15 protein-coding genes are annotated in these 20,969 nt (G+C 62.1%); 8 read left to right on the top strand and 7 right to left on the bottom strand.

The genetic code is table 11. From position 1 onward, the window contains the following. Window positions 1-40: 40 nt before the first annotated feature. Window positions 41-6,859, bottom strand: a complete 6,819-nt coding sequence (locus CCGE531_RS10870) for a hypothetical protein (RefSeq protein WP_120664160.1) — start codon at window positions 6,857-6,859, stop codon at window positions 41-43. Between the two features lie 493 nt (window positions 6,860-7,352). On the opposite strand from CCGE531_RS10870, the gene CCGE531_RS10865 reads away from it, so the two are divergent. Together CCGE531_RS10865 and CCGE531_RS10860 are read left to right on the top strand one after the other, a co-directional pair. Beyond that, window positions 7,353-7,721, top strand: coding sequence for an Hpt domain-containing protein (locus tag CCGE531_RS10865; RefSeq protein WP_120664159.1), 369 nt, complete (start codon window positions 7,353-7,355; stop codon window positions 7,719-7,721). Between the two features lie 149 nt (window positions 7,722-7,870). Further along, a complete protein-coding gene (locus CCGE531_RS10860) occupies window positions 7,871-8,191 on the top strand; it encodes a 2Fe-2S iron-sulfur cluster-binding protein (protein WP_120664158.1) in 321 nt (106 codons plus the stop codon). 444 nt (window positions 8,192-8,635) lie between these two features. On the opposite strand, the gene CCGE531_RS10855 is transcribed toward CCGE531_RS10860, so the two are convergent. Beyond that, entirely contained in the window at window positions 8,636-9,259 is a 624-nt protein-coding gene (locus tag CCGE531_RS10855; protein WP_120666725.1) for a DUF922 domain-containing protein, read from the bottom strand. 179 nt (window positions 9,260-9,438) lie between these two features. On the opposite strand from CCGE531_RS10855, the gene folP reads away from it, so the two are divergent. From folP to folK, 3 genes are read left to right on the top strand one after another with little or no spacing between them, the layout of a single operon-like run. After that, window positions 9,439-10,227 carry a dihydropteroate synthase gene (folP, locus tag CCGE531_RS10850; protein WP_245459121.1) on the top strand — a complete coding sequence of 263 codons (789 nt, stop codon included), beginning with the start codon at window positions 9,439-9,441 and terminating at the stop codon, window positions 10,225-10,227. Window positions 10,228-10,281: 54 nt separating this feature from the next. Beyond that, window positions 10,282-10,653 carry a dihydroneopterin aldolase gene (folB, locus tag CCGE531_RS10845; protein ID WP_120664156.1) on the top strand — a complete coding sequence of 124 codons (372 nt, stop codon included), beginning with the start codon at window positions 10,282-10,284 and terminating at the stop codon, window positions 10,651-10,653. Beyond that, a complete protein-coding gene (gene folK / locus CCGE531_RS10840; RefSeq protein WP_162943948.1) occupies window positions 10,646-11,164 on the top strand; it encodes a 2-amino-4-hydroxy-6-hydroxymethyldihydropteridine diphosphokinase in 519 nt (172 codons plus the stop codon). Before folB ends, folK begins: the two co-directional genes overlap by 8 nt. Window positions 11,165-11,237: 73 nt before the next feature. On the opposite strand, the gene CCGE531_RS10835 is transcribed toward folK, so the two are convergent. From CCGE531_RS10835 to CCGE531_RS10820, 4 genes are all read right to left on the bottom strand, one after another. Then, window positions 11,238-11,789, bottom strand: coding sequence for a hypothetical protein (locus CCGE531_RS10835; protein WP_120664155.1), 552 nt, complete (start codon window positions 11,787-11,789; stop codon window positions 11,238-11,240). A gap of 104 nt (window positions 11,790-11,893) precedes the next feature. After that, entirely contained in the window at window positions 11,894-12,985 is a 1,092-nt protein-coding gene (locus CCGE531_RS10830) for a TIGR01620 family protein (RefSeq protein WP_120664154.1), read from the bottom strand. Beyond that, window positions 12,982-14,457: a YcjX family protein gene (locus tag CCGE531_RS10825; RefSeq protein WP_120664153.1), complete on the bottom strand. Its 1,476-nt coding sequence runs from the start codon at window positions 14,455-14,457 to the stop codon at window positions 12,982-12,984. The genes CCGE531_RS10830 and CCGE531_RS10825 overlap by 4 nt, the downstream gene beginning before the upstream one ends. Before the next feature lie 140 nt (window positions 14,458-14,597). Further along, window positions 14,598-15,089, bottom strand: coding sequence for a histidine phosphatase family protein (locus CCGE531_RS10820; RefSeq protein ID WP_120666721.1), 492 nt, complete (start codon window positions 15,087-15,089; stop codon window positions 14,598-14,600). A gap of 281 nt (window positions 15,090-15,370) precedes the next feature. Between CCGE531_RS10820 and dksA the strand changes: the two genes are divergently transcribed. Then, window positions 15,371-15,790, top strand: a complete 420-nt coding sequence (gene dksA / locus CCGE531_RS10815; RefSeq protein ID WP_120664152.1) for an RNA polymerase-binding protein DksA — start codon at window positions 15,371-15,373, stop codon at window positions 15,788-15,790. 88 nt (window positions 15,791-15,878) lie between these two features. Here dksA and CCGE531_RS10810 read toward each other — a convergent pair whose 3' ends face one another. Further along, complete coding sequence (locus CCGE531_RS10810) at window positions 15,879-16,805, bottom strand: flagellar biosynthetic protein FliO (protein WP_120664151.1); 927 nt, start codon at window positions 16,803-16,805, stop codon at window positions 15,879-15,881. A gap of 291 nt (window positions 16,806-17,096) precedes the next feature. On the opposite strand from CCGE531_RS10810, the gene CCGE531_RS10805 reads away from it, so the two are divergent. Together CCGE531_RS10805 and trpS are read left to right on the top strand one after the other, a co-directional pair. Continuing rightward, window positions 17,097-19,715, top strand: coding sequence for a PAS domain-containing sensor histidine kinase (locus tag CCGE531_RS10805; RefSeq protein WP_120664150.1), 2,619 nt, complete (start codon window positions 17,097-17,099; stop codon window positions 19,713-19,715). 225 nt (window positions 19,716-19,940) lie between these two features. Next, window positions 19,941-20,960: a tryptophan--tRNA ligase gene (trpS, locus tag CCGE531_RS10800; RefSeq protein WP_120666719.1), complete on the top strand. Its 1,020-nt coding sequence runs from the start codon at window positions 19,941-19,943 to the stop codon at window positions 20,958-20,960. Window positions 20,961-20,969 lie beyond the last annotated feature (9 nt).

The following is a 20,969-nucleotide window of genomic DNA, read 5'->3' as shown; positions in this document are numbered from 1 at the left end:
GCACTTGGGCCGGGGATTGGGCATTCGTCTCTTATCTATCTCAGCTCAGGCGGCCGGCTGCGTGGGCCAGCATCGTGTAGACCTTGCCGGTGTCGGAGGTGAGGTAGGATTGCGTGACGGTGCGATCGTGGTCCGTACGCTGGACATCGGCGAGTAGCTTTTCGAAATCGGCGATGTAGCGGTCGACGGCGGTGCGGAATTCCGGTTCGCGGTCGTACTTGCGCTTGATTTCGTCAAAGGTCTGCTGGCCCTTCAGCGTGTAGAGGCGACGGGTGAACACATCGCGTTCGCCGCGCTGGTAACGGCGCCATAGGTCGACGGACGCGTCGTGATCGATCGCGCGGGCGATATCGACCGAGAGCGAGTTCAGCGATTCCACGACATGGCGCGGGTTGCGTGCGGCGGGTGCAGCTGCCGGTTCCGCCGGCGCTTTCGATGCCGGCTGGCGGGCCGGCTGCAGGCCGGCGTTTTCGTCACGCGAGGCGCCGCGAAGCAGATCGCTGATCCAGCCGCCGCCTGCCGCTTCCTGGCGGGCAGGGGCCGACGTTTCGACCGGACGCTGCGGCTGAGCCACCGGACGTTCCGCGGGGATGGAGCCGCGCAGGCCCAGGGACTCGATCGATGGCTGCTGCGGCTGCGGCGCCGGCTGCTGCATGGTCTGCTGGGGTGCAGGCTGCTGCATGGTCTGCTGGGGTGCAGGCTGCTGCGGAGCGGGCTGCTGCGGCCGCGGAGCGGCGGCAACAGGTGCCGGGGTCGGCGCTGGAGCCGTAGGCCGTGGGCGCTGGGCCGGCTGTGCATCCGCCAGCGCGCGTGCCGCAGGTTCGGAAATCTCCAGCTGCTGCGTCGAGCGGCCGACGATCTGCGAGATGTCTTGCAGCGCCTTGATCTGCTCGGCAACGGCGCGGCGCATGGCCGCGGCGCTTTCCTTTGCCTCTTCCGGAAGGTCGAAGGCACCGCGCTTCAGTTCGCTGCGGGTGAGGTCGAGTTCGCGGCGGATATCGCCGGCCGAGCGGCGGATCTCGTCCGTTGCCCCGGCGAAGCGGCCGATGGCGTCATCGACGGCGACACGCAGCGTCTCGCGCAGCTGCTGCGCGGCCGTATCGGAGGTTTTACCGGCGTCGGCAAGCATCTGCTCGACCTCGGACAGCGAAGCTGTGAGGCCGCCGCGCAGGCGGTTTGTCAAGTCGTTGGAGCGGCGCTCGGCGCTGGCGAAGGTGTTTTCGACAGCCTGGCTCGCTTCCTCGCCAGCCTTGTGCAGTGCGCCGCGCATGTTTTCCGCAGCATCCTCGGCGCGCTTCTCCGTTTCGGAGAGGACGCGACCGATGTCCGCGAATGACGACTGGACGCTCTGGCGCAGATTGCCAGTGACCTGGTTGGAGCGCTGCTCGGCACGGTCGAAGGCGGTTTCCACCATCGTACCGAGGGAACGCATGGTGTTCTCGATCTCTTCCGAACGCTGGACGAGGCCGACGGCGAGGTTCTGCAGTGCGGTCTCGCGTTCTTCCAGCGTCGACACGAGGTTCGACTGTGCCGCGCCGAGAAGCTGGGAAGCCTGCGTGAGAACCTTGGAGTGATCGTCGAAGCGACCGACGATGCTGCCGACCTGCGACAGGGTCTGGCCGGTGATTTCGGACAGCTTGTCGACCTTGCCTTCCAAGAGGCGGCTGGAAGCTGAAACCATCTCGCCAGCCTTCGCCGCGGATTCGGCGAAGCGCGTCGAGGTTGCGCTGAGACGATCGTCGACGGTTGCGAACTCCGTGGCGGCATTGGTCAGCAGGCCAGTGATCGCGGAGTTGTTCTCGGCGAGGCGGGCGATGATGCCGTTGACGCTTGCCAGCAGGTTGTTCTCGAGCGCGCTGACCGTATTGACCGCATGCTCCGTGCGCGACGCGATGGCGTTGATCAGGGTGGCGTTTTCGGCGCGCAGACGTTCCGTGCTTTCATGGGCCGCGGCGGAGATGAGGGCTGCCGCTTCCTGACCCGTTGCCGCATAGCGATCGACGATCGGGCGGGCCTTTTCGTCGATGAGGCGGGAGAGCTCGGTGGAGCGTCCGGCCAGCATCGAATTGAGCTCGCGGGTGCGCTCGTCGAGCGACGTGCGGATGGATGCGCCGCGCGCTTCCAGCGCGTTGTCGACACCGGTAAGCGTTGCGTCGATTTCGCGGGCGCGCTGTTCCAGGGAGGTGCGGATGGCCGTGCCGCGCTCGTCGAGCGCACGCTCGACCTGCGCCATGGTGGAGGCGATCTGCTCGCTGCCGCCGGTCAGCGTATTGCGAATGGCGGCACCCCGGGCTTCCAGCGACTGTTCCGCCGAAGACAGAGCCTGCGAGATCGTGTTGACCTGGTTGCTGACGAGGCCTTCGGCTTCGGAAACCTTGTTGACGATCGCGTTGCCCGCTTCCGAGAAGGTCTGGGCGACGGCCGCAGCCTGGCTTGCCAACCGGTTCTGTGTTTCCGAGACGCGATTGACGAGATCGTTGGAGCGCTCGGTCATGGCGCTTGCGAACGCATCGCTGTGATTGCCGAGGTTCTCCGCGAACTGCTGGCCGGTATTGGCAAGCAGATCGGCCGTGCGTGTCGCCTCCGTGTCCATGCCCTGTGCGGCATCGGCAACGGCCGTGCGTAGCGTCGTCGCGAGATTGGCGGCCTTGCCCTCGATCGTGCGGTTGACGGCTTCGAGGCCGATATTGAGCGCGCGATCCATGGTCGACAGGCGTTCTTCGATGCGGGCCGAGGCCTGGCTGCCGCTGTTGTCGATCTGGGCGGCGCCGCTCGCCAGCGTATCGGAGAGACGGTTGCCGGCCGCGTCGACCTGGGCGGTGACGCCGGTGACGCCTTCGTGGATGCGGTTTTCAAGAGCCGACAGGCTGGCCTCGACGCGGGAGCCGGTCTCGGCGAAGCGGCCGGTCATGCCTTCGATCGTCTGATTGAGGTTGGACGAGAAGGTTTCGGCCGAACGGGCGATATCGCCCGCGGCCTGCTGGATGCGGCCGGCAACGTCGCCCGCGCCGCTGTTCAGGCGCTCTTCCAATGTCCTTGCGCTGGCATCGATGGTCTGACGCAGCGATGCCTCGCGATCCTCGAGCGACATTTCGAGCATGCTGGCGCTGGTGGCGATGGAGGTGCCGATGGCTGTCGTCTGCTCCATCAGCGTGTTGTCGATCTGCTCATGGGCGTCGCGCAGAGCAAGATTGATCGCGCTGCTGCGATCCTCCAGCGTCGAGCGCATGCGCTCGTAGGCGGAAGCCAAGCTCTCGTCCATCTGCGACAGACCGGCGCCGAGCGTGTTTTCGAGCTGGCGCGTCGTCGAGCCGAGAACGGTTTCGACACGATCGCTGCTGCTGCCGAGCAAGCCGGACAGAGCTTCTGTATGGACCGCAAGCGAGCGATCGAGGCGATCCTGATTCTCGCTGTAGGCGGCACGGATCGCGTCCGCCTTGTCGCCGAAGGCGCCGGCAACCCGCGCTTCAGCGCCGGAGACGCTATCGAGCAGGGCATTGGCGCGTTCTTCCAGCGTGCTTTCGAAACGGTTCTGGTTTTCGGCGAGCGAGATTGCGAAGGCCATGCTCTTGTCATCGAGCGTATTGGTCAATGCTTCGTGGCCGCTGGTGACGGTGTGGGCAATGGCCTTGGCGCTGTTCTCCAGGGTTTCCTCGAGCTTCGCGTGGTTTTCCGAAAGGGCGATTGCCAGGGACATCGTCCTGTCGTCAAGGCTGTTGACGATCCGGTCGTGCGTTCCGGCGACGGTTTCGGAAAGGGCGTCCAGCCGGCTCGATACGGCATCCTCGAGCCGAGACTGCGTATCGGAGAGCGAAATGGCCAGAGCCATCGCCTTTTCATCCAAAGCATCGGCAAGAGCGGCGTGATTGCCGGTGAAGGCGTTGGTGATCGCTTCGGCGCGGTTGGCAAGCGTCGCCTCCAGGCGGGACTGGCCCGACGTCAGCGCGTCGGAAAGTGCCTTCGTCCTGCCGTCCATCGTATTGGCGACCCGCTCGGCGTGGCCGGCGACGGTATCCTCCAACCGTGCCTGACCTTCCGAAAGGGCGATGGCCAGAGCCATCGTCTTGTCGTCGAGCGTGGTGGTGACCTGGTCGGCATGACCCGAGATTGCGCCCTCGAGGCGAGCCTGGTTTTCCGAAAGCGCAATGGCAAGCGCCATCGTCCTGTCGTCGAGAGCATCGACCAGAGAAGCATGATTGCCGGCAAACGCCTTGATGATTTCCTCGGCGCGATTGGCAAGCGTTGCCTCCAGGCGGCTTTGCCCGCTGGTCAACGCGGCGGCAAGTGCGCCGGTCTTGCCATCCAGCGTGTCGGCGACACGTTCGGCATGGCCGGAGACGGTTTCTTCCAACCTTGCCTGGCTTTCGGAAAGAGCAATGGCAAGTGCCAGCGTCCTGTCGTCGAGGGCGTTCGTGACGCTTTCGGCGTGACCGGAAACGGTGTTTTCCAGACGCGCCTGACCTTCGGCAAGCGCGCGGGCGAGTTCCTTGGTCTTTGCGTCCAGGGTGCCGGCGACATAATCGGCGTGGCCGGACACAGTGTCTTCCAGCCGGGACTGGCTCTCGGAAAGCGCGATGGCAAGCGCCATCGTCTTGTCGTCGAGCGTGTCGGCAAGCTTGCCATGCGTATCGGCAACGGCGCTGGTGATGGCGTCGGCGCGGCTTGCCAGCGTGTTTTCGAGGCGGAGCTGATTTTCCGCCAGCGAAATCGCCAGCATCGAGGTGCGTTCGTCGAGGGCGGCGGTCAGGTGCTCGTGAGAGCCGCTGACGGCATCGGTGATTGCCTGCGAACGCTCGGCAAGCGTCTGTTCAAACCGCGACTGGTTGTCGGTCAGCGCGCCGAAAAGCGCGCCGCTGCGCGCGGCCATGACGGCATCGATGCGTTCATGCGCGGAGCCAAGCGCCTGGGTGATCTCGCTCGTCCGGGAAGAGAGCGTGTTGTTGATCTCGTTGGCGCCGCCGGCAAAGGCCGTCGTGAGTTCTTCCGTGCCGCTCTGCAGCGCGGTCGAGACATCCCGCGTGACGCCCTGCACAGCCGAGGTGAAGGCGCCGGCATGCGAGGCGAGCGTGGTGTTCAGTTCGTTCGTGCCCGATGCCAGGGCGGAGGAAATTCCGCTGGTGGCGTTCTGAAGCGCCGAGGTGATCTCGCCGGCCCTTGAGCCGATAGCGCTTTCCAGCACTTCCTGACCGGTCGCAAGAGTGGTTGCCAGCGCGAAAGACTGATCGGTGAGGTGCAAGCCCAGACGTTCGATGCTGGAGGTCAGAATGCCTTCCAGCGCGTCCGAGTTGCTGCCCAGGCTCTGATTGATGCGGGCAAGGCTTTCCGACAGCTTGCTGTCCAGCGTCCCGGCGCGCTTGTCGAAGGCGGAGGTGAATTCCGATACGCGGTCGTCGAAGGTGGTCGAAAGCTGCGCGATCGTCGACTGGAAGCGCTCGTCGAAAAAGCCGGAGCGCAGGTCGATGTCCATGATGGCGTCATCCGCCGTCGACTGCAGGCTTTGGCGGAAGCTCGCGCCCTTTTCGTCGAGGGCGGTGTTGAGGCGGGACAGCACATTGTCGAGCGTACCCGTAATGGACCGCTCGCCGCCGGTAAGGCTTTCGCTGATTTCCTTCGTGCGAGCAACCAGCGTTTCGTTGAGCTGGCGGGCACGTTCATTGAGCGCGGAGTTCAGCTTTTCGGTATTCGCGTCAAGCGTCGATGCGCGCGTTTCGAAGTGGCCGAGCAGTTCCTTGCCCCGTTCGGAAAGGGTCGACGACAGCGATTCCAGGCGGGTGTCGAATTCGTGGCTCAGCGCCAGGCCGGAGGCGTTCAGATTTTGCAGCAGACTGTCGGTCTTGGCGGCAAGCAGCGTGCCGAGCGCCTCGACCGCGGAATCCGACTTTTCCATCAACACGGCCGCGCGCATATCGATCATCGAGGCGAAGGCTTCGCCCGACGTGGAGAGGCGCACGGTGATCTCTTCGGTCGCGAGCGACAGGTCTTCCTTGATCTGATCGTGCACACCGACGATCGACGAGCGGATCCGCTCGGCGTGATTGATGATCGCGTCGCGTTCGGCGCCCAGCTCATGGACGAGGCCGCGCACGCGCAGTTCGTTGTCGGCGTAGCTGCGCTCCAGGGCGTTGACTTCGGAATGGACGAGGGTTTCCAGCTCGGTGGCGCGCGCAATGGTGCGCTCGATGCCCTCGTTCATTGCCGAGACTTCACGCCGTACCGCCTGGCCGACCGTCATGATGCGTTCGGAAGCGACCGTTTCCGGCTCGACGAGACGCAAGGCGACTTCCGCCATGGAGCGGGCCGCGTTGCGCATATCATGCGCACGCGAGATCATCATGCCGAAAGCATAGAAAAGAAGGACCGGAACGATGATGCCGACGATGCAGGCGATAACGCCGGGCAGGGCGGCCAGATCGGCGAAAGAATGGATGTTTCGGATCTGGGTGCCGTAAAGAAGGAAGGCGAGGCCGGCGCCGCCGATGATCCAGAACAGCGAGAAGATCGTGGCATTGCGTACCGCATGGCTCTGAGAGCCGCTGCCCAGCGCCTTCAGGATGCTGGCGGAGCTTGCCCTGTTGCCATCATTGGCCGCCGCAAGGTTCGGGTTTCTCGGTGCCTCGGCGGAGCGAGGCGTGGCGGCAGGGGCCGCAGTGCTGCGCGTGCCGCTGGTATTGCGGGCTGCATCATCCCTGCTCTGCTTTATCGGCTGTTTCGGCGGCTCAGACACTTTTCGCTCCGGGATATCGGGCGTAGGGGCACTGCGAGACTCCAAGCTCTCGTCACTGAAATCGATCTGCAGAGCTTCGTCCAATGCCTGGAAGGCCTTGTCCTCGACCGACTCGATGTACTTTTTGTTCGCCATGCGGTTACGCCTCGTTACAACTCACTCGGGCTTGCCGTGTCTTTTCCGGTAATTCCGCCGCGTCCGGAAAAGACGAACCCTGCCTCCCGTTGGGTCCTCCGCTTTCGATCTATATCGAGGTTGGATTTCCCGTTACATTTCAGAGTGGATAACTGGTTTTTCAAACGGATGTTATGAAAACATTACCATCATCCACTTCCTGGGCAAAGACATGTGCCATGAGCCCAATTTACCAGTATCGTAGTGACACATTCCCCCAGTCATGACAATTAATTCCACCTTAAAGGCAGTGGATCGTTAAGGTGCCATTAACCCTGTTTGCCTGTTCAACACCATGAAAACTCAAGATTTTGAGCATGTTTAACGGACGTTAACCATGTCTGGAGTTTTCGGCCCTGAATGTGCCAAAATTTAACTGGATGGCCATGTCCGAGCCGCAACTATGCGGCATGTCCGTAAAACAGTCATAGATAAATGACGGGAGCATTGGCACATGGCAGCTTTGAATATCGCATTTGAATCTCCGGATAATTCGCGGGGCGCGGCCCCATCGCGGGAGCGGGCGATCGATCTCGTCCATCTCGGCAGGCAGACGATGGGCGACAAGGCGCTTGAGGTCGAGGTGTTGCAGATGTTCGCCAGTCAGGCTCGTTCCTGCCTGCAGGAGATCGGCAGCGGCGACCCCAAGCGCATCGAGGCGGCATCGCACAAGCTGAAAGGTGCGGCCGGCGCCGTCGGCGCTTTCCGTGTCGCCGACGCAGCCGGAGCGCTCGAGAGCGATGTCGGCGATGCCGCACGCATGGCGGCGGTCGCGACCTGTGTCGTCGAGGCCGAGAATTTCATTCTGAAGCTGTCGCGCTGAACCGATCCGCCTGAAGATCGATTGAATACGACGCCTGCGCCGCCAGATAGGTAAAACCGTTTCGGCGGCGCAAATGTTGACTGCCCCAGCGTTTTGTTGGAAGTAAAATTCCGATCGTCCTTCATTCACGAATATCGGAATTCACCCACATGACCAAATTGACCATCGTCGCCTTCGACGGCACGCGCTTTGACCTCAATGTCGACGAGGGATCCACCGTGATGGAAAATGCCGTGCGAAACTCCGTTCCCGGCATCGAAGCAGAATGCGGGGGCGCATGTGCCTGCGCCACCTGTCATGTCTATGTCGATGAGGATTGGACCGCGAAGGTCGGCGGTCCCGAGGCCATGGAAGAGGATATGCTGGATTTCGCTTTCGACGTCCGGCCGACCTCTCGTCTTTCCTGCCAGATCAAGATGAAGAGCGCCCTCGATGGGCTCGTCGTGCATGTGCCGGAACGCCAGGCCTGACGGCGTCTCCCGGGCGTTTCCTCCGCAGAAGGCTTGATATCAGCCAGACAATCTGTTCCGAGCCCAAAAAAAGCCCCGCTCAGCTAATCAGCGAGCGAGGCGAGGCGGGCGCATCACCGACAGGCAAGGGAGGAAACACCTGCGGCTTCAGGACGCGCCAGGAGAACACTTAGCGCATGCTTTGAAAAACAAACCCCGACTGCGCCGAAGAGCGAACAGACCCGCCGACGCAGGCACTCTCAATCGATCTTTTTCGAGATCCCACCCAGTATTCTTCGAATCATCTGGGGCGGTTATCTCTGTAATCGATAGGGAAAACCCATTTCAGATTCTCGTAAAGTTCAAAAGAACGACGCAGCCGGACGATTCACAGATATAGTGGCGATTTTCCCACAAATGGCGTTCGTCCCTGGGCTATTTCCCTGAAATGATGGGGGACACGATCTATTTCCGGTCGCCGTGACGGCTGCGGTAATACAATAACCGCTGTATCCGGTTCTGGAAATTGATCGCCTCGATCCGGTCGAAGCGTCCCTGGTCGGCGTCGTGCCGCTCGGTTTCCCGCGTCGTGACGTCGTTTGCCTTTTCCTGGAGCGCATCGCAATTGCTCGCCGATGGCAGGGACAGGATTTGCCTCTCCATCTGTCGTGCATGCTGGCGGGCGATATCGACGTGCCGGTCCTCGTGGCGCCGGATGTCGGCGGCCAATGTGTCCCATATCGTCGAAAGCTGCTTGCTGGCGTGCCGCCGGTCGCGCCAGCGCGGCAGGATGATTTCGGTATCGACCGTGACCTTGACGCTGGAGATATGGCAGCGCCCATTCGCCTCGCTGTAGGTCGCGCTGCCGCCGAAGCGGATTCTCGTCGCGCCGGGATGATGGCTGCTGGAACCCATCGCAAGCGGCCCGCGCTGATTGAGAGCCGCATCGAGCTCGTCGGCAGTGCTGCCCTTGATATCGAAATAGGAAATGGATTTGCGGGCGATGACTTCGGCATCGGCCACATCGGGCATGCAGAACGCGAGCAACAGAGCACACGAAATACTTATCTTATGGAACGCAAGCGGCATTCGTGTCGCTACCATGTTGAACTTCGACGAACCTTGCGGCATAGGCACTGTGAGCGCAATATCAAGCGCAAGGTTTTTTCATTTTCAATGGGATGGGACGGTTCGTGACGGAGCTTCGCAGCCAAACCTGGCATGTCGCGCATGGCCGCAGCCTCGAGCTTGGCAAAGAGAGTGCCATCATGGCGATCGTCAATGTGACGCCGGATTCCTTTTCCGACGGTGGGCATTACGAGGCCGTCGATGCCGCTGTTGCGCACGCATTGGCTTGCGTCCAGGAGGGGGCCGGTATCATCGACATCGGCGGCGAATCGACGAAGCCTGGTGCCGCCGCCGTCAGCGCCAGCGAGGAGCAGGGGCGGGTGCTGCCCGTCATCGAAGCCCTGCGCGGTAAGACCGACGCCTTGATCTCGGTCGATACCTATCGTGCCGATACGGCGCGGCTGGCGGTCGGGGCCGGCGCGCATATCGTCAACGACGTCTTCGGCCTGCAGCGCGAACCGGATATCGCCGTCGTGGCGGCGCAAACGGGCGCCGGGCTTTGCATCATGCATACCGGTCGTGACAGGCAGAAGCTGCCTGACGTGATCGATGACCAGATGCTGTTCCTCAGCCGAGCGCTCGATATTGCTGCGGCGGCAGGCGTCGACAGGCGGAATATCGTGCTCGATCCCGGTTTTGGTTTTGCCAAGGGGAGCGCGGACGAGAATCTGGAACTGATGGCGCGGTTCAATGCGCTGCTTCGCTTCGAGCTGCCGCTGTTGGTCGGTACCTCGCGCAAGCGGTTTGTGGGTACCATCACGGGCCGCGATGCGCCCGATCGCGATGTCGGAACGGCCGCGACCAGCGCGATCCTGCGCTTGCAGGGCGCTGCGCTATTTCGCGTACACAATGTCGCAATCAACAGGGACGCGCTGGCGGTTGCGGATGCTATTCTCAGAACGCGCGCGAGACTTAAACATGATCCTTGAAGGTAGGGAGCGTTTTTCGGACGCCGTCGTGCCTGTTCGAAACGGAGGGACGCCATGAGCGCCGTGACATATACCATTACTCTGCAGAATTGCGCTTTCTTTGCCCGCCACGGCGTGCATGACGAGGAGGAATTCCTTGGCCAGCGCTTCTTCGTCGATGCCGAGCTCGATGTCGAAGCGGGCGATGCGCTGGAGCGCGATTCGATTGACGATACCGTCAACTATGGCGTCGCATTCACCGTCATCGAGGAGATCGTGACCGGACGCCGTCGCTATCTGATCGAAGCGCTGGCACTCGATGTGGCGAAGGAGCTGTGCCGGCGCTTTCCCAGCATTCGCCGGGCCAAGATCACGGTGCGCAAGCCCAATGCCCCGGTTCCGGGCGTCCTCGATTACGTGCAGGTGAGCATTGAGCATTTTGCCTGAAAACCTGGCGATTCGGACGACGCTCGGTTTGGGCGGCAATCTGGACAATCCCGTCCGTGCCATGGCGCTCGCCCTTCGCACACTGGATCAGCGCGCCGATTGCCAGGTGGTTTCGGTGTCGCGGCTTTACCGCACGCCGCCGTGGGGCAAGACGGACCAGTCCTTCTTCTACAATTCCTGCGCCGCCATCGATACTACCCTGGCGCCGGAAGCCTTGCTCGACGTGTGCCTCGATATAGAGCGACAGATGAAGCGGGTGAGGATCGAACGTTGGGGGCCGCGGACGATCGATATCGATGTGCTGACTTATGGCGATCTGCGGCAGGCGGAGCCGCTGCTGACCATTCCCCATCCGCGGATGGTCGAGCGTGGTTTCGTGCTGATGCCGCTTGCCGATTTTGCAGCCGATCTTGTCGTCAACGGCCGCAAGATCGGCGACTGGTTGCGGGAGGTCGACGTCGAGGGCATCGAAGTCGCGGATGAAAACCGCGACTGGTGGCGAACAGCCTGAATCGCAATATGAAAACAGCAAAAGGCCGGCGAGTTTGCCGGCCTTTTGCTGTTTGGGCATTGATATCCGAAACTTACTGGATCGATCCGACCGCCATCTGGTCGACGTCGGCCCGCTTCAGGGTGACACCGATGACGGGCACCATCTGTTCGCCGACCTTCACCGAGATGGTGACATTCATCGACTTGCTGTCCGAAACGCGAGCGATCATGGCACCGTTCAGTTTCTGACGTATCAGTCCGAGGACGACGGTATTGTCATTGACCGTACCCGAGGTGACGTCGAGGCCTTTGCCGGCGGCGCCATCGAGAAATTTTCCGCTGTAGGAGCCGCCGCTTTGCGTGATCTCGGCCGACATCGGCTGCTGGAAGACCCCGACGCGGCAGGTGCCGTCGAGCTTGACGCCGGCATTGCCGCCATCGGACGGCTTGCCCGTGAGGTTGCAGGTGAATTTCGTGCCCTTGTACTTGCCGGCAACGATTTCGCCAGGGCCGCTCCAGGTGCCGGAGATCGACTGGAAGAAGGCCTTGTCGCGGGGCGCCGCGTTGGCTGATTGCACCCCAGCGCCGGTGGAGAGGGCTGCGGCGGCAAAGCTGCTTACAAGAAGAAATCGACGCGAAAACATGGATATTTCCTAGCGAGGCGGAACCGTAAAACTGGTTCTCACTTTTGCCGCAGAATGGTTAATGCTTGGTTTCCGTGATGCTAAAACGCCTGATTTTCAGGTCATCAGGTCGTGCTTCGGCCGGTAATGTTCGGCGTGAGGTCGCCGACGAAATCGGCGATGCCGGGTCGCTTGAGTGCCTTGAAGGCAAGCGGGCGGCAAAGATCCATCGCCGCTATTCCAATCCTCGCCGTCATCATGCCATTGACGACGCCTTCGCCAAGTCGTGCGGAAAGCTTCGACGCCAGCCCGTGGCCGATCAGTTGCTGGACGATGCTGTCGCCGACCGCGATGGAGCCCGTGACGGCGAGATGGGCGAGCACATCGCGCATCAGCCTGATCATGCCAAGCGTGCCCGGCCTGCCGCCATAGAGTTCGGCCATGGCGCGGACCAGTTTCGCTGCCTCGTAAAGAACGTAGAGGATATCGACGAGGGCGCGCGGACTGACGGCTGTTACGACAGATACCCGTTTCGAAGCGCCAAGGATCAGCGCTCGCGCCCGGCGGTCGAGCGGGCCGAGGAGCTCGCGCTCCGCGAGGTCGATCAGCTGCGGCGCATCGATGATGTCATCCTCCGCCGCCTTTAGCGTCGCGCGGCCTCTGGCCGTATCCGGGTTGGCTTCCAGCAGCGTGCAGAGACGGTTCACTAGCGCTTTGGCGCGGGCCGGCCGGGTCTCGACAATCGCGGCTTCCGCTTCGGCCTTGATGGTCTGCACAGCGGCCAGCCGCATCATGCCGGCCGTTTCGCGGATAATGATGGCGAGCACGGCCAGAATGCCGATGGCGACGACCGCTAGCGCGGTATAGCCCAACCAGTCGGCGCGGCTGAACAGGTCGCGAATCAGTTGGTCGGTCCACAGGCCGAAGGCGAGCGACGCCAGAATTCCGAGCGCGCCCAGCGCTACCTTGCCGAAGGAAAACCGCTCGCGGCGCGGCGTGGCAATGGCGGTTCCGCCCGAACCGGCATTGAGGGCCGGATTGATGAAGGGATCTTCGTCGTCCGGAGTTAGGATGACATCGGTATCGAAGCTTTGCGGCATGCGTACCGCCGGCGGGATGGACCTGATATCCGCATCTTTTCTGGAGATGTCCGGTTCCAGCGTAAAGGCGGCGGGGCGGCGGTTGCCGTTGGGCTCGTTTTCGGTCGGCTTCGTCATGCGAGACGGTCTCCGAACAGGAACTGCATGGCGCGGTCGAGGCGGATGTGCGGCACCGAAAGCTTGATGCCGCCGCCGGTTTCGTCCAGCTCAGGCGGGCGGAACCGCACCACGTTCACCTCGGGCAGATGGACCTTTGCTCCATCCGATTCAAGAGCTTCGAACAGCCAGCGCGGATTTTCCGGCAGGTCGCCGGGAAAGATCGCGGTCTTGCGATTGCCGTCGAACAGTTCGCCGGCGATGGTTTCCTTGTCCATCGGCGTGCCGACGATGACCGGGAGCGCCTGTCCGTCGCGGGTCACGGTCGCCTCTCGCGTCGCACGTATCGAGGCGATGGCCATGACCTCGATGCCGGCACCCGCCATGCCGATGCGCTCTACTGCTCGTTCGACGAGACGGCGCGTCAAGGCCTCCAGCCGGTCATGGCTTTCATGATGGAGGTGGTCGGCCTTGGTGGCGGCGACCAGCACGCGATCGATGCGGCGGCCGAGCAGCGAGGAAAGAAGGGAGTTCGTGCCGGGACGGAAGCATGCCAGCACGTCGGTCAGCGCGCGCTCCAGATCCTGCACCGCTTCCGGGCCGCGATTGATGGCCTGCAGGGCATCGACAAGGACGATCTGCCGATCGAGACGGGCGAAATGCTCGCGAAAGAAGGGTTTGACGACAACGGCCTTGTAGGCCTCGTAGCGGCGCTCCATCATCGCCCATAGCGACCCCTTCGGAGCAGTCCCTTCGGTGGGCAGCTTCAGTGGCGCGAAGGTGAGCGCGGGCGAGCCGTCGAGATCGCCAGGCAGAAGGAAACGGCCGGGCGGCAGCGTGGAGAGCGAGCGTTCGTCGGATTTGCAGGCCTTCAGATAATCGGCGAAAGCGGTTGCAAGGTCGCGCGCCTTCATTTCGTCCGCGGTTTCAGCGATATCGGCCTTCTCGGTCGTCTCCAGCCAATGACGTGACAGTTCGGCGCGAATGCCGGTTTTCGCCAGAGCCAGGGTTTCCTCGCTAAAGGTACGGAAATCCTTGGCGAGCAGCGGCAGGTCCAGCAGCCATTCGCCCGGATAATCGACGATATCGATGGAGAGACGGCCTGGCGAGAACAGGCGGTTCCAGCCGCTGGCGCTTTGATAATCCAGCGTGATGCGCAGCTCGGAGATGGCGCGCGTTGAATCCGGCCAGATGCGGTCTTTGACGAGCGCGCGAATATGATCCTCATATTGAAAGCGCGGCACTGCATCATCCGGCTGCGGCTCGAGGCGAACGGCGGAAACGCGGCCGGACTGCACCGGCTCGAACAGCGGCAGGCGGCCGCCATTCAGGAGGTTGTGCACCAGGGAGGAGATGAAGACGGTCTTGCCCGAACGGGAGAGGCCCGTGACCCCCAGACGAATTGTGGGATTGACGAGGCCGGCCGCGCGATCGGCAAGATTGTCAAAGGCAATGAGGGCGTCGTCGGTAAAAGAGGTCAGGCTTGGGGGCAAGGCGGGATCCCTGATGACAGCGTGACCGTGAATATAGGGATCGAAACTTGCCCCGAAAAGATGAATGCGTAAAGGTCTGCAATCAGGGGCAGGGGACGTTTTCGGACCATTGTTCGAGACAGGCGTCTCGGCGAATATCCCTATTCGGTGACGAAGTCGGTCAGGCTCCAGCCTGACGCCGTCGAATCGACGACGGCAAGACCCGCCGTCGGAAAGCCGCGTGGGAGCGCGCCGGCCACGGCTTCGCGCCCGATCAGCGAGGCGAGCGTCTGCTCGATGATCGGATTGTGCGCGACCAGCATGACCGAATCCTGATCGGTTTGCGCCGCGATGAGCGACAGGTAGATTTCCAGCGTGCCGTTATAGATCGCCTCGACGAAGCGGAACTCCGTCGAGGGCGTGACGACGCGGCGCATCGCCTCGGCGGTCTGGCGGCAGCGCAGGGCCGTGGATGAAATGATGAGATCCGGCCTATAGCCCTTGTCGGCGGCTTCGTCCGCGACGATCTCGGCCGCGGCATAGCCGTTGTCGCTCAAAGGACGGTCGAAATCCTTCTGGCCGGGGGCCGCCTGCTGGGCCTGGGCGTGACGCAGGAGATAGATCCTGGAGGGCGGCGGCGAAATGCTGGTCATTACGAAATTCCGGAGCTCGATTTCTTTGATGAGGTAACGTCTGTTTGCATCCGCCGTCAACTGCGGCGCGATCCGCCGGAAGCCGAAATGTCCTACCTTCACGCGAAGGTTACGAGCGACGTGAATCCGGGTTACTGAGAAGAAACGATGAAAAAATAGACCCTTAGCTGAATTTTATGACAAATTTAAAAATCAGTTGACAGCATCTATTTGGCTTGAACCGGCACTATTGGTTGGGATATACAGCCCAGCCATATGAGATGTTCTTCAGGAGAATCGCGTTGAGTGAGAAGATCGATCTTAGGAATTATGTGCCCTCGGAAGACGAGGAGTTCATGAATCTGAATCAGCGAGCCTATTTTCGAGCGAAGCTGGTAGCATGGAAAAACGATATCCTTAGAGAAGCGCGCGAGACCCTGGATCATCTGGCGGAAGAAAGCGCAAATCATCCTGACCTGGCCGATCGGGCTTCCTCGGAAACGGATAGAGCCATCGAGCTTCGGGCCCGCGACCGTCAGCGTAAACTCATCTCCAAGATCGATGCCGCATTGCAGCGTATTGAAGACGGTACTTACGGCTATTGCGAGGAGACCGGCGAGCCGATCGGCCTGAAGCGCCTGGACGCTCGTCCGATCGCGACCCTGTCGATCGAGGCGCAGGAACGCCACGAGCGCCGCGAAAAGGTTTATCGCGACGAATAATCGAGCTATCGGCTCGACTGGCTATCAAATGGAAGCACGAGGGATACGTTCCTCGTGCTTTTTCGTTTCCGACATTTCAGGCCGCGTATTATTTGTCGCGGCTGACGCTCATTTCACCGAAGATGCGCGCCACTTCCTGCTGGAGAGCATTGTCGGCCCCGGTCAGCGGCACGAGCTCGGGTTCGATCCTCTGTGCCGGGCTTGGTGCTGGCGATGGAGTGGGCTGCTGTTGCACCTGGCGCGGCGTCGGTGCATGGGGAATGATCCGTTCGTCAGTCAGATTCTTCGACATTTCGGCTTCGAGTATGCGCTGGAAATCGTTGCCGGGCTCGGTGGCGCGCGGAGGCGCGACGACGGGCTCCACGGGCGCTGGGCGAATGGGAGCTGACTGTTGCTGCGGCAGGACGACATGGCGGGCGGCGTCCAGTATGTCGGCGGCCTCGGCTTCGCTGATGGCCGAAGCGGTTTGAGGAGCCGGTTGCGGCGGCCTGACAGGAGCCGGTTGGGGACGTTCGGCAGCCACGTGCGGCGTCGGCGCCAGTTCCAGAGCCGGGGCAGCGGGCGTTTCGGAGCGCAGATAGGCTTCGATCCTGTCCCCGGTGGATTGCAGACGCTGAGGAAGCGCCGCGGGAGGGGTATCGAGCTCGGCAGCCTTTTCCGGCTGTTGCTGCCGGCTTTCATATGCCGGGGGGATTTCGACCGGTGTCGCTGCCACGCCGGCGCGCGCGGGATCGGAAATGCCCGACTCGATGACGATATCAGTCGGACCGCCGATCATGATCAGATGTTCGATGCCGTCGCGCCTGACGAGCACCAGACGGCGGCGGGCATCGACGGCAGCGGCATCCAGCACCTGCAGGCGCGGCTGGCGGTTCTTGCCGCCACGCACGAAGGGAGAAGGCGCTCGATTGCGCAAGATCCACAGAATGCCGATCAGTACGATCAGGGCAACGCCAACCCCGCCGGCTGCGAGGAAGAAACGGCTGCCATAGGCTCCGGCGATGTCGTCCAACATGTCGAGATACTCCCGTATTTTCCCCGACGTCGCGGCCTATTATGCAGCTACGGCAGGGTAGATGCCTTGAACTTGGCCTTCCTATGCGGCGATCATATGAGCAGGATCGCGGCCGAGACAAGATGCGATTGATACGTCTTGTGCTCTATTGCCTGTGAATTCAAGCCTTTCTGGCTCGGCAAAGCTTTTTGCCGATGACGCAAATTGGTAAAGAAGATTCGAAAGGTCCGACTCCGGCGATCCTTAACGTGTATGACATGTCGCGGGGAGAACGGCGGAGACGAGGGGTTTATGACGAAGCAGCGTCCGTCCGACGAGTATAGCGTGCCGCTGGTGGATCGCGGGGTTCGTTCTGGAACCGTGCTACGCATCATCCTGCTGGCGCTCGTCCTCGTGGCCGCCGCCGCGGCCTTCGTCGTCTTCAAGAGCCAGCTCGACAATGAAGCGGTTCTCGGCGGTCTCGGCATTCTTGCCATGGTCGGCATCTTCTTCCTCGTTTCCTCGATCATCGGCTTCGTCGAGGTGATGCCGCAGCCGCAGTCCGACAGCCTGGCGCGTTCGTTTCTCAACAGCCATCCGGACGGGACGCTGATTACCGACGAGAAGGGGCGCATCGTCTATGCCAATGCCGCCTATGGCCGGCTGACCGGCGCCAGCAAGGCGACGGAGGTACAGTCGCTGGAGATGCTGCTGTCGCGAAACCGCGAATCCAACGAGGCTTTGTACCGTCTCGCCAATGGTCTGCGTGACGGCAAGGAGGGATCGGAGGAGTTCCGCCTGCTGAAGCCGCTCGGTCCCTTCAACGGGATCGGCCAGGGAGCCCATTGGTATCGCCTGAAAGCACGGGTGCTGCCGCCGGAACAGGATAGCAACAAAGCGCTGCATATTTGGCAGATCACCGACATCACCTCCGAACGCGACGACCAGGAGCGCTTCTTCAAGGAATTGCAGAACGCGATCGACTATCTCGACCATGCGCCGGCCGGCTTCTTTTCCGCCGGCCGCAAGGGCGAGATCTTCTATCTCAACGCGACGCTGGCCGAATGGCTGGGCTTCGACCTGACGAAGTTCGTGCCGGGTTCGATGACGATCGGCGATCTGGTGGCCGGCGAGGGGCTGGCGCTGATCCAGTCCGTTCAGGCGGAGCCGGGCTTGAAGAAGACGGTGACGCTCGATCTCGATCTGCGTCGCGCCAATGGCCAGAGCCTGCCGGTGCAGATCGTCCACAGCGTCACCTCGATGCGCGACGGTGCTCCCGGCGAGAGCCGCACCATCGTCCTCACCCGGCAGAACGGCGCGGACACCGAGCAGTCTGCTTCCGCAGCCGCGATGCGTTTCAGCCGCTTCTTCAACAACACACCGATGGCGATCGTTTCCGTCGATGGCAACGGGCGTATTCTGCGGACGAATGCGCCGTTCCTGAAGCTCTTCTCGGATCTCGTCTCGCGCGACGATATCGAGCGCGGCGCCGCATTGGAGAGCGTCGTCAATGAAAGCGACCGGCAGCAGCTGCAGCAGGCGCTGGCAGCCGCCAAGGATCGGCAGGGCGATATTCCGCCGATCGACTCCCGCAATCCGAAGGATGAGACACGGCATTTCCGCTTCTATATCAATGCGGTGATCGACCAGACCGACGAGGCGCCGGAAGAGGCCGCCATCGTCTATGCCGTTGAGGTGACCGAGCAGAGGGCGCTCGAGACGCAGATGGCGCAGACGCAGAAGCTCAATGCCGTCGGCACGCTCGCGGGCGGCATCGCCCACGATTTCAACAACGTGCTGACCGCGATCCTCCTGTCCTCCGACCATCTGCTGCTGCAGGCACGGCCTTCGGATGCGAGCTTTGCGGATCTGATGGAAATCAAGCGCAACGCCAATCGCGCCGCCGTGCTGGTGCGGCAATTGCTTGCCTTCTCGCGCAAGCAGACCATGCGGCCGACGGTGCTGAACCTGACCGACGTGATCGGCGACTTGCGCATGCTGGTGGATCGGCTTCTGTCCGGCACGAACGTCAAGCTTGATGTCGATTACGGCCGCGATCTCTGGCCTGTCAAAACCGATCTCTCGCAGTTCGAACAGGTGGTTATCAATCTTTGCGTCAACGCCCGCGATGCCATGCCCGGCGGCGGCGCGCTGACGCTGCGCACCCGAAATCTGCTTGCGGCCGATGTCAGCGCTTTCAATTATCCTTATCTGCCGCATGAGGACATGGTGCTCATCGAGGTCAGCGATACCGGAACGGGTATCGCGCCCGAGATCATGGACAAGATTTTCGAGCCCTTCTTCACGACGAAGGAAGTGGGCAAGGGCACCGGCCTTGGTCTTGCGATGGTCTACGGCATCATCAAGCAGTCCGGCGGCTACATCCAGCCGGAATCGGAAGTGGGCAAGGGAACGACCTTCCGCATCTTCCTGCCGCGCCATGTCGTCGAAATGCCGGCGGTAACGGACGCCAAGGCGCCGGAGAGCCGCGATGTCGCGGCCATGGATCAGAGCGTCGGCATCGTGTCTCCACCGGAAGAGCCGGCGGATCTTACCGGAAAATCCGCAGTCGTGCTGCTGGTCGAGGACGAGGAGGCTGTGCGGCGCGGCGGCAAGCGCATGCTCGAGACGCGCGGCTATACCGTCTACGAGGCCGGCTCCGGCGTCGAGGCGCTCGACATCATGGACGAGCTCGACGGCCAGGTCGATGTTGTTGTGTCGGACGTCGTCATGCCCGAGATGGACGGACCGTCGCTGCTGCGGGAACTGCGCAAGAAATATCCGGACATGAAGTTCATCTTCGTCTCCGGTTACGCCGAGGATGCCTTTGCCCGCAATCTGCCGGCCGATGCGCAGTTCGGCTTCCTGCCGAAGCCTTTCTCGCTGAAGCAGCTTGCCGTCGTCGTGCGCGAGACGCTCGATAAGCCCTAGGTCAGAGGCGATTTTCGCCTCGCCATGTTGCCGATAGCGGCATAAAGATGCTATCACCCCGCGCATGATCGATCTTGCCAAGCCCATCTACCGTTTGTGGTGGCGCTCCTTCTAGGAGCGGCAGTCGTCATGTCTTGAAATCGACCCTGCCGCCGTGATCCGGCAGGCATGGTCAATTTCCGTTTTCCCTTCCCGATTGCGGCGGCTCCTTTTGCGGAGCAACGAATGCATTCCCCTACCGACACCCGCCCCGTCATCCTGACAGGCGACCGGACCACGGGTCCACTCCATCTCGGCCATTATGCCGGATCGTTGAAGAGCCGCGTCACGCGTCAGCACAGCCATCGGCAATTCCTGCTGCTGGCGGATACGCAGGCGCTGACCGACAATGCCCATGATCCCGGCAAGGTCCGTCGCAACGTTCTCGAAGTTGCCATCGATTACCTCGCCGTCGGCATCGATCCGGCGCTGACGACGATCTGCGTTCAATCAGCCCTGCCGGCGCTGGCGGAGCTGACGCTGCTCTATCTGAATTTCGTCACGGTCCGCCGTCTGGAGCGTAATCCGACGATCAAGACCGAGATCCAGCTGCGCGGCTTCGAACGCGACGTGCCGGCCGGCTTTCTCTGCTACCCGGTGGCGCAGGCCGCCGACATCACCGCCTTCAAGGCGACGGTCGTTCCCGTCGGCGAGGATCAGGCGCCTTTGATCGAACAAACCAATGAGATCGTTCGCCGCCTCAACCGGCAGATCGGGTATGACGTTCTCGTGGAAGCCACGGCGATGGTGCCGAGCGTGGGGCGTCTGCCAGGTGTCGACGGCAAGGCGAAGATGAGCAAATCCCAGGGCAACGCCATCCCGCTCTCGGCATCACCGGATGCTATCAGTGATGCGGTCCGGCGGATGTATACCGATCCGGATCATCTGCGCATCGGCGATCCCGGCAGGGTCGAGGGAAACGTCGTCTTCACCTATCTGGATGCGTTCTGCGAGGATCGGCACTTGGTCGACGACATGAAGGCGCATTATCGCCGTGGCGGTCTCGGTGATGTCACCCTGAAGGGACATCTCGAGGACATTCTTCAGGCGCTGCTTGCACCGATCCGCGAGCGCCGTGCACGCTTTGCCGCAGAGCCGGACCATGTCCTTGAGATAGTGCGGGAGGGGACGAGAAAGGCAAGGGAGCGGACGGAGGCGACGCTTGCCGAATTGCGGGCCGCGCTAGGCCTGTTCTCATTGACCTGAAACAAGAAA

Source organism: Rhizobium sp. CCGE531 (assembly GCF_003627795.1).
GTDB lineage: Bacteria > Pseudomonadota > Alphaproteobacteria > Rhizobiales > Rhizobiaceae > Rhizobium.
Note: the sequence above shows the minus strand (reverse complement) of the source record. Positions and strands in the feature narration are given on the sequence as shown.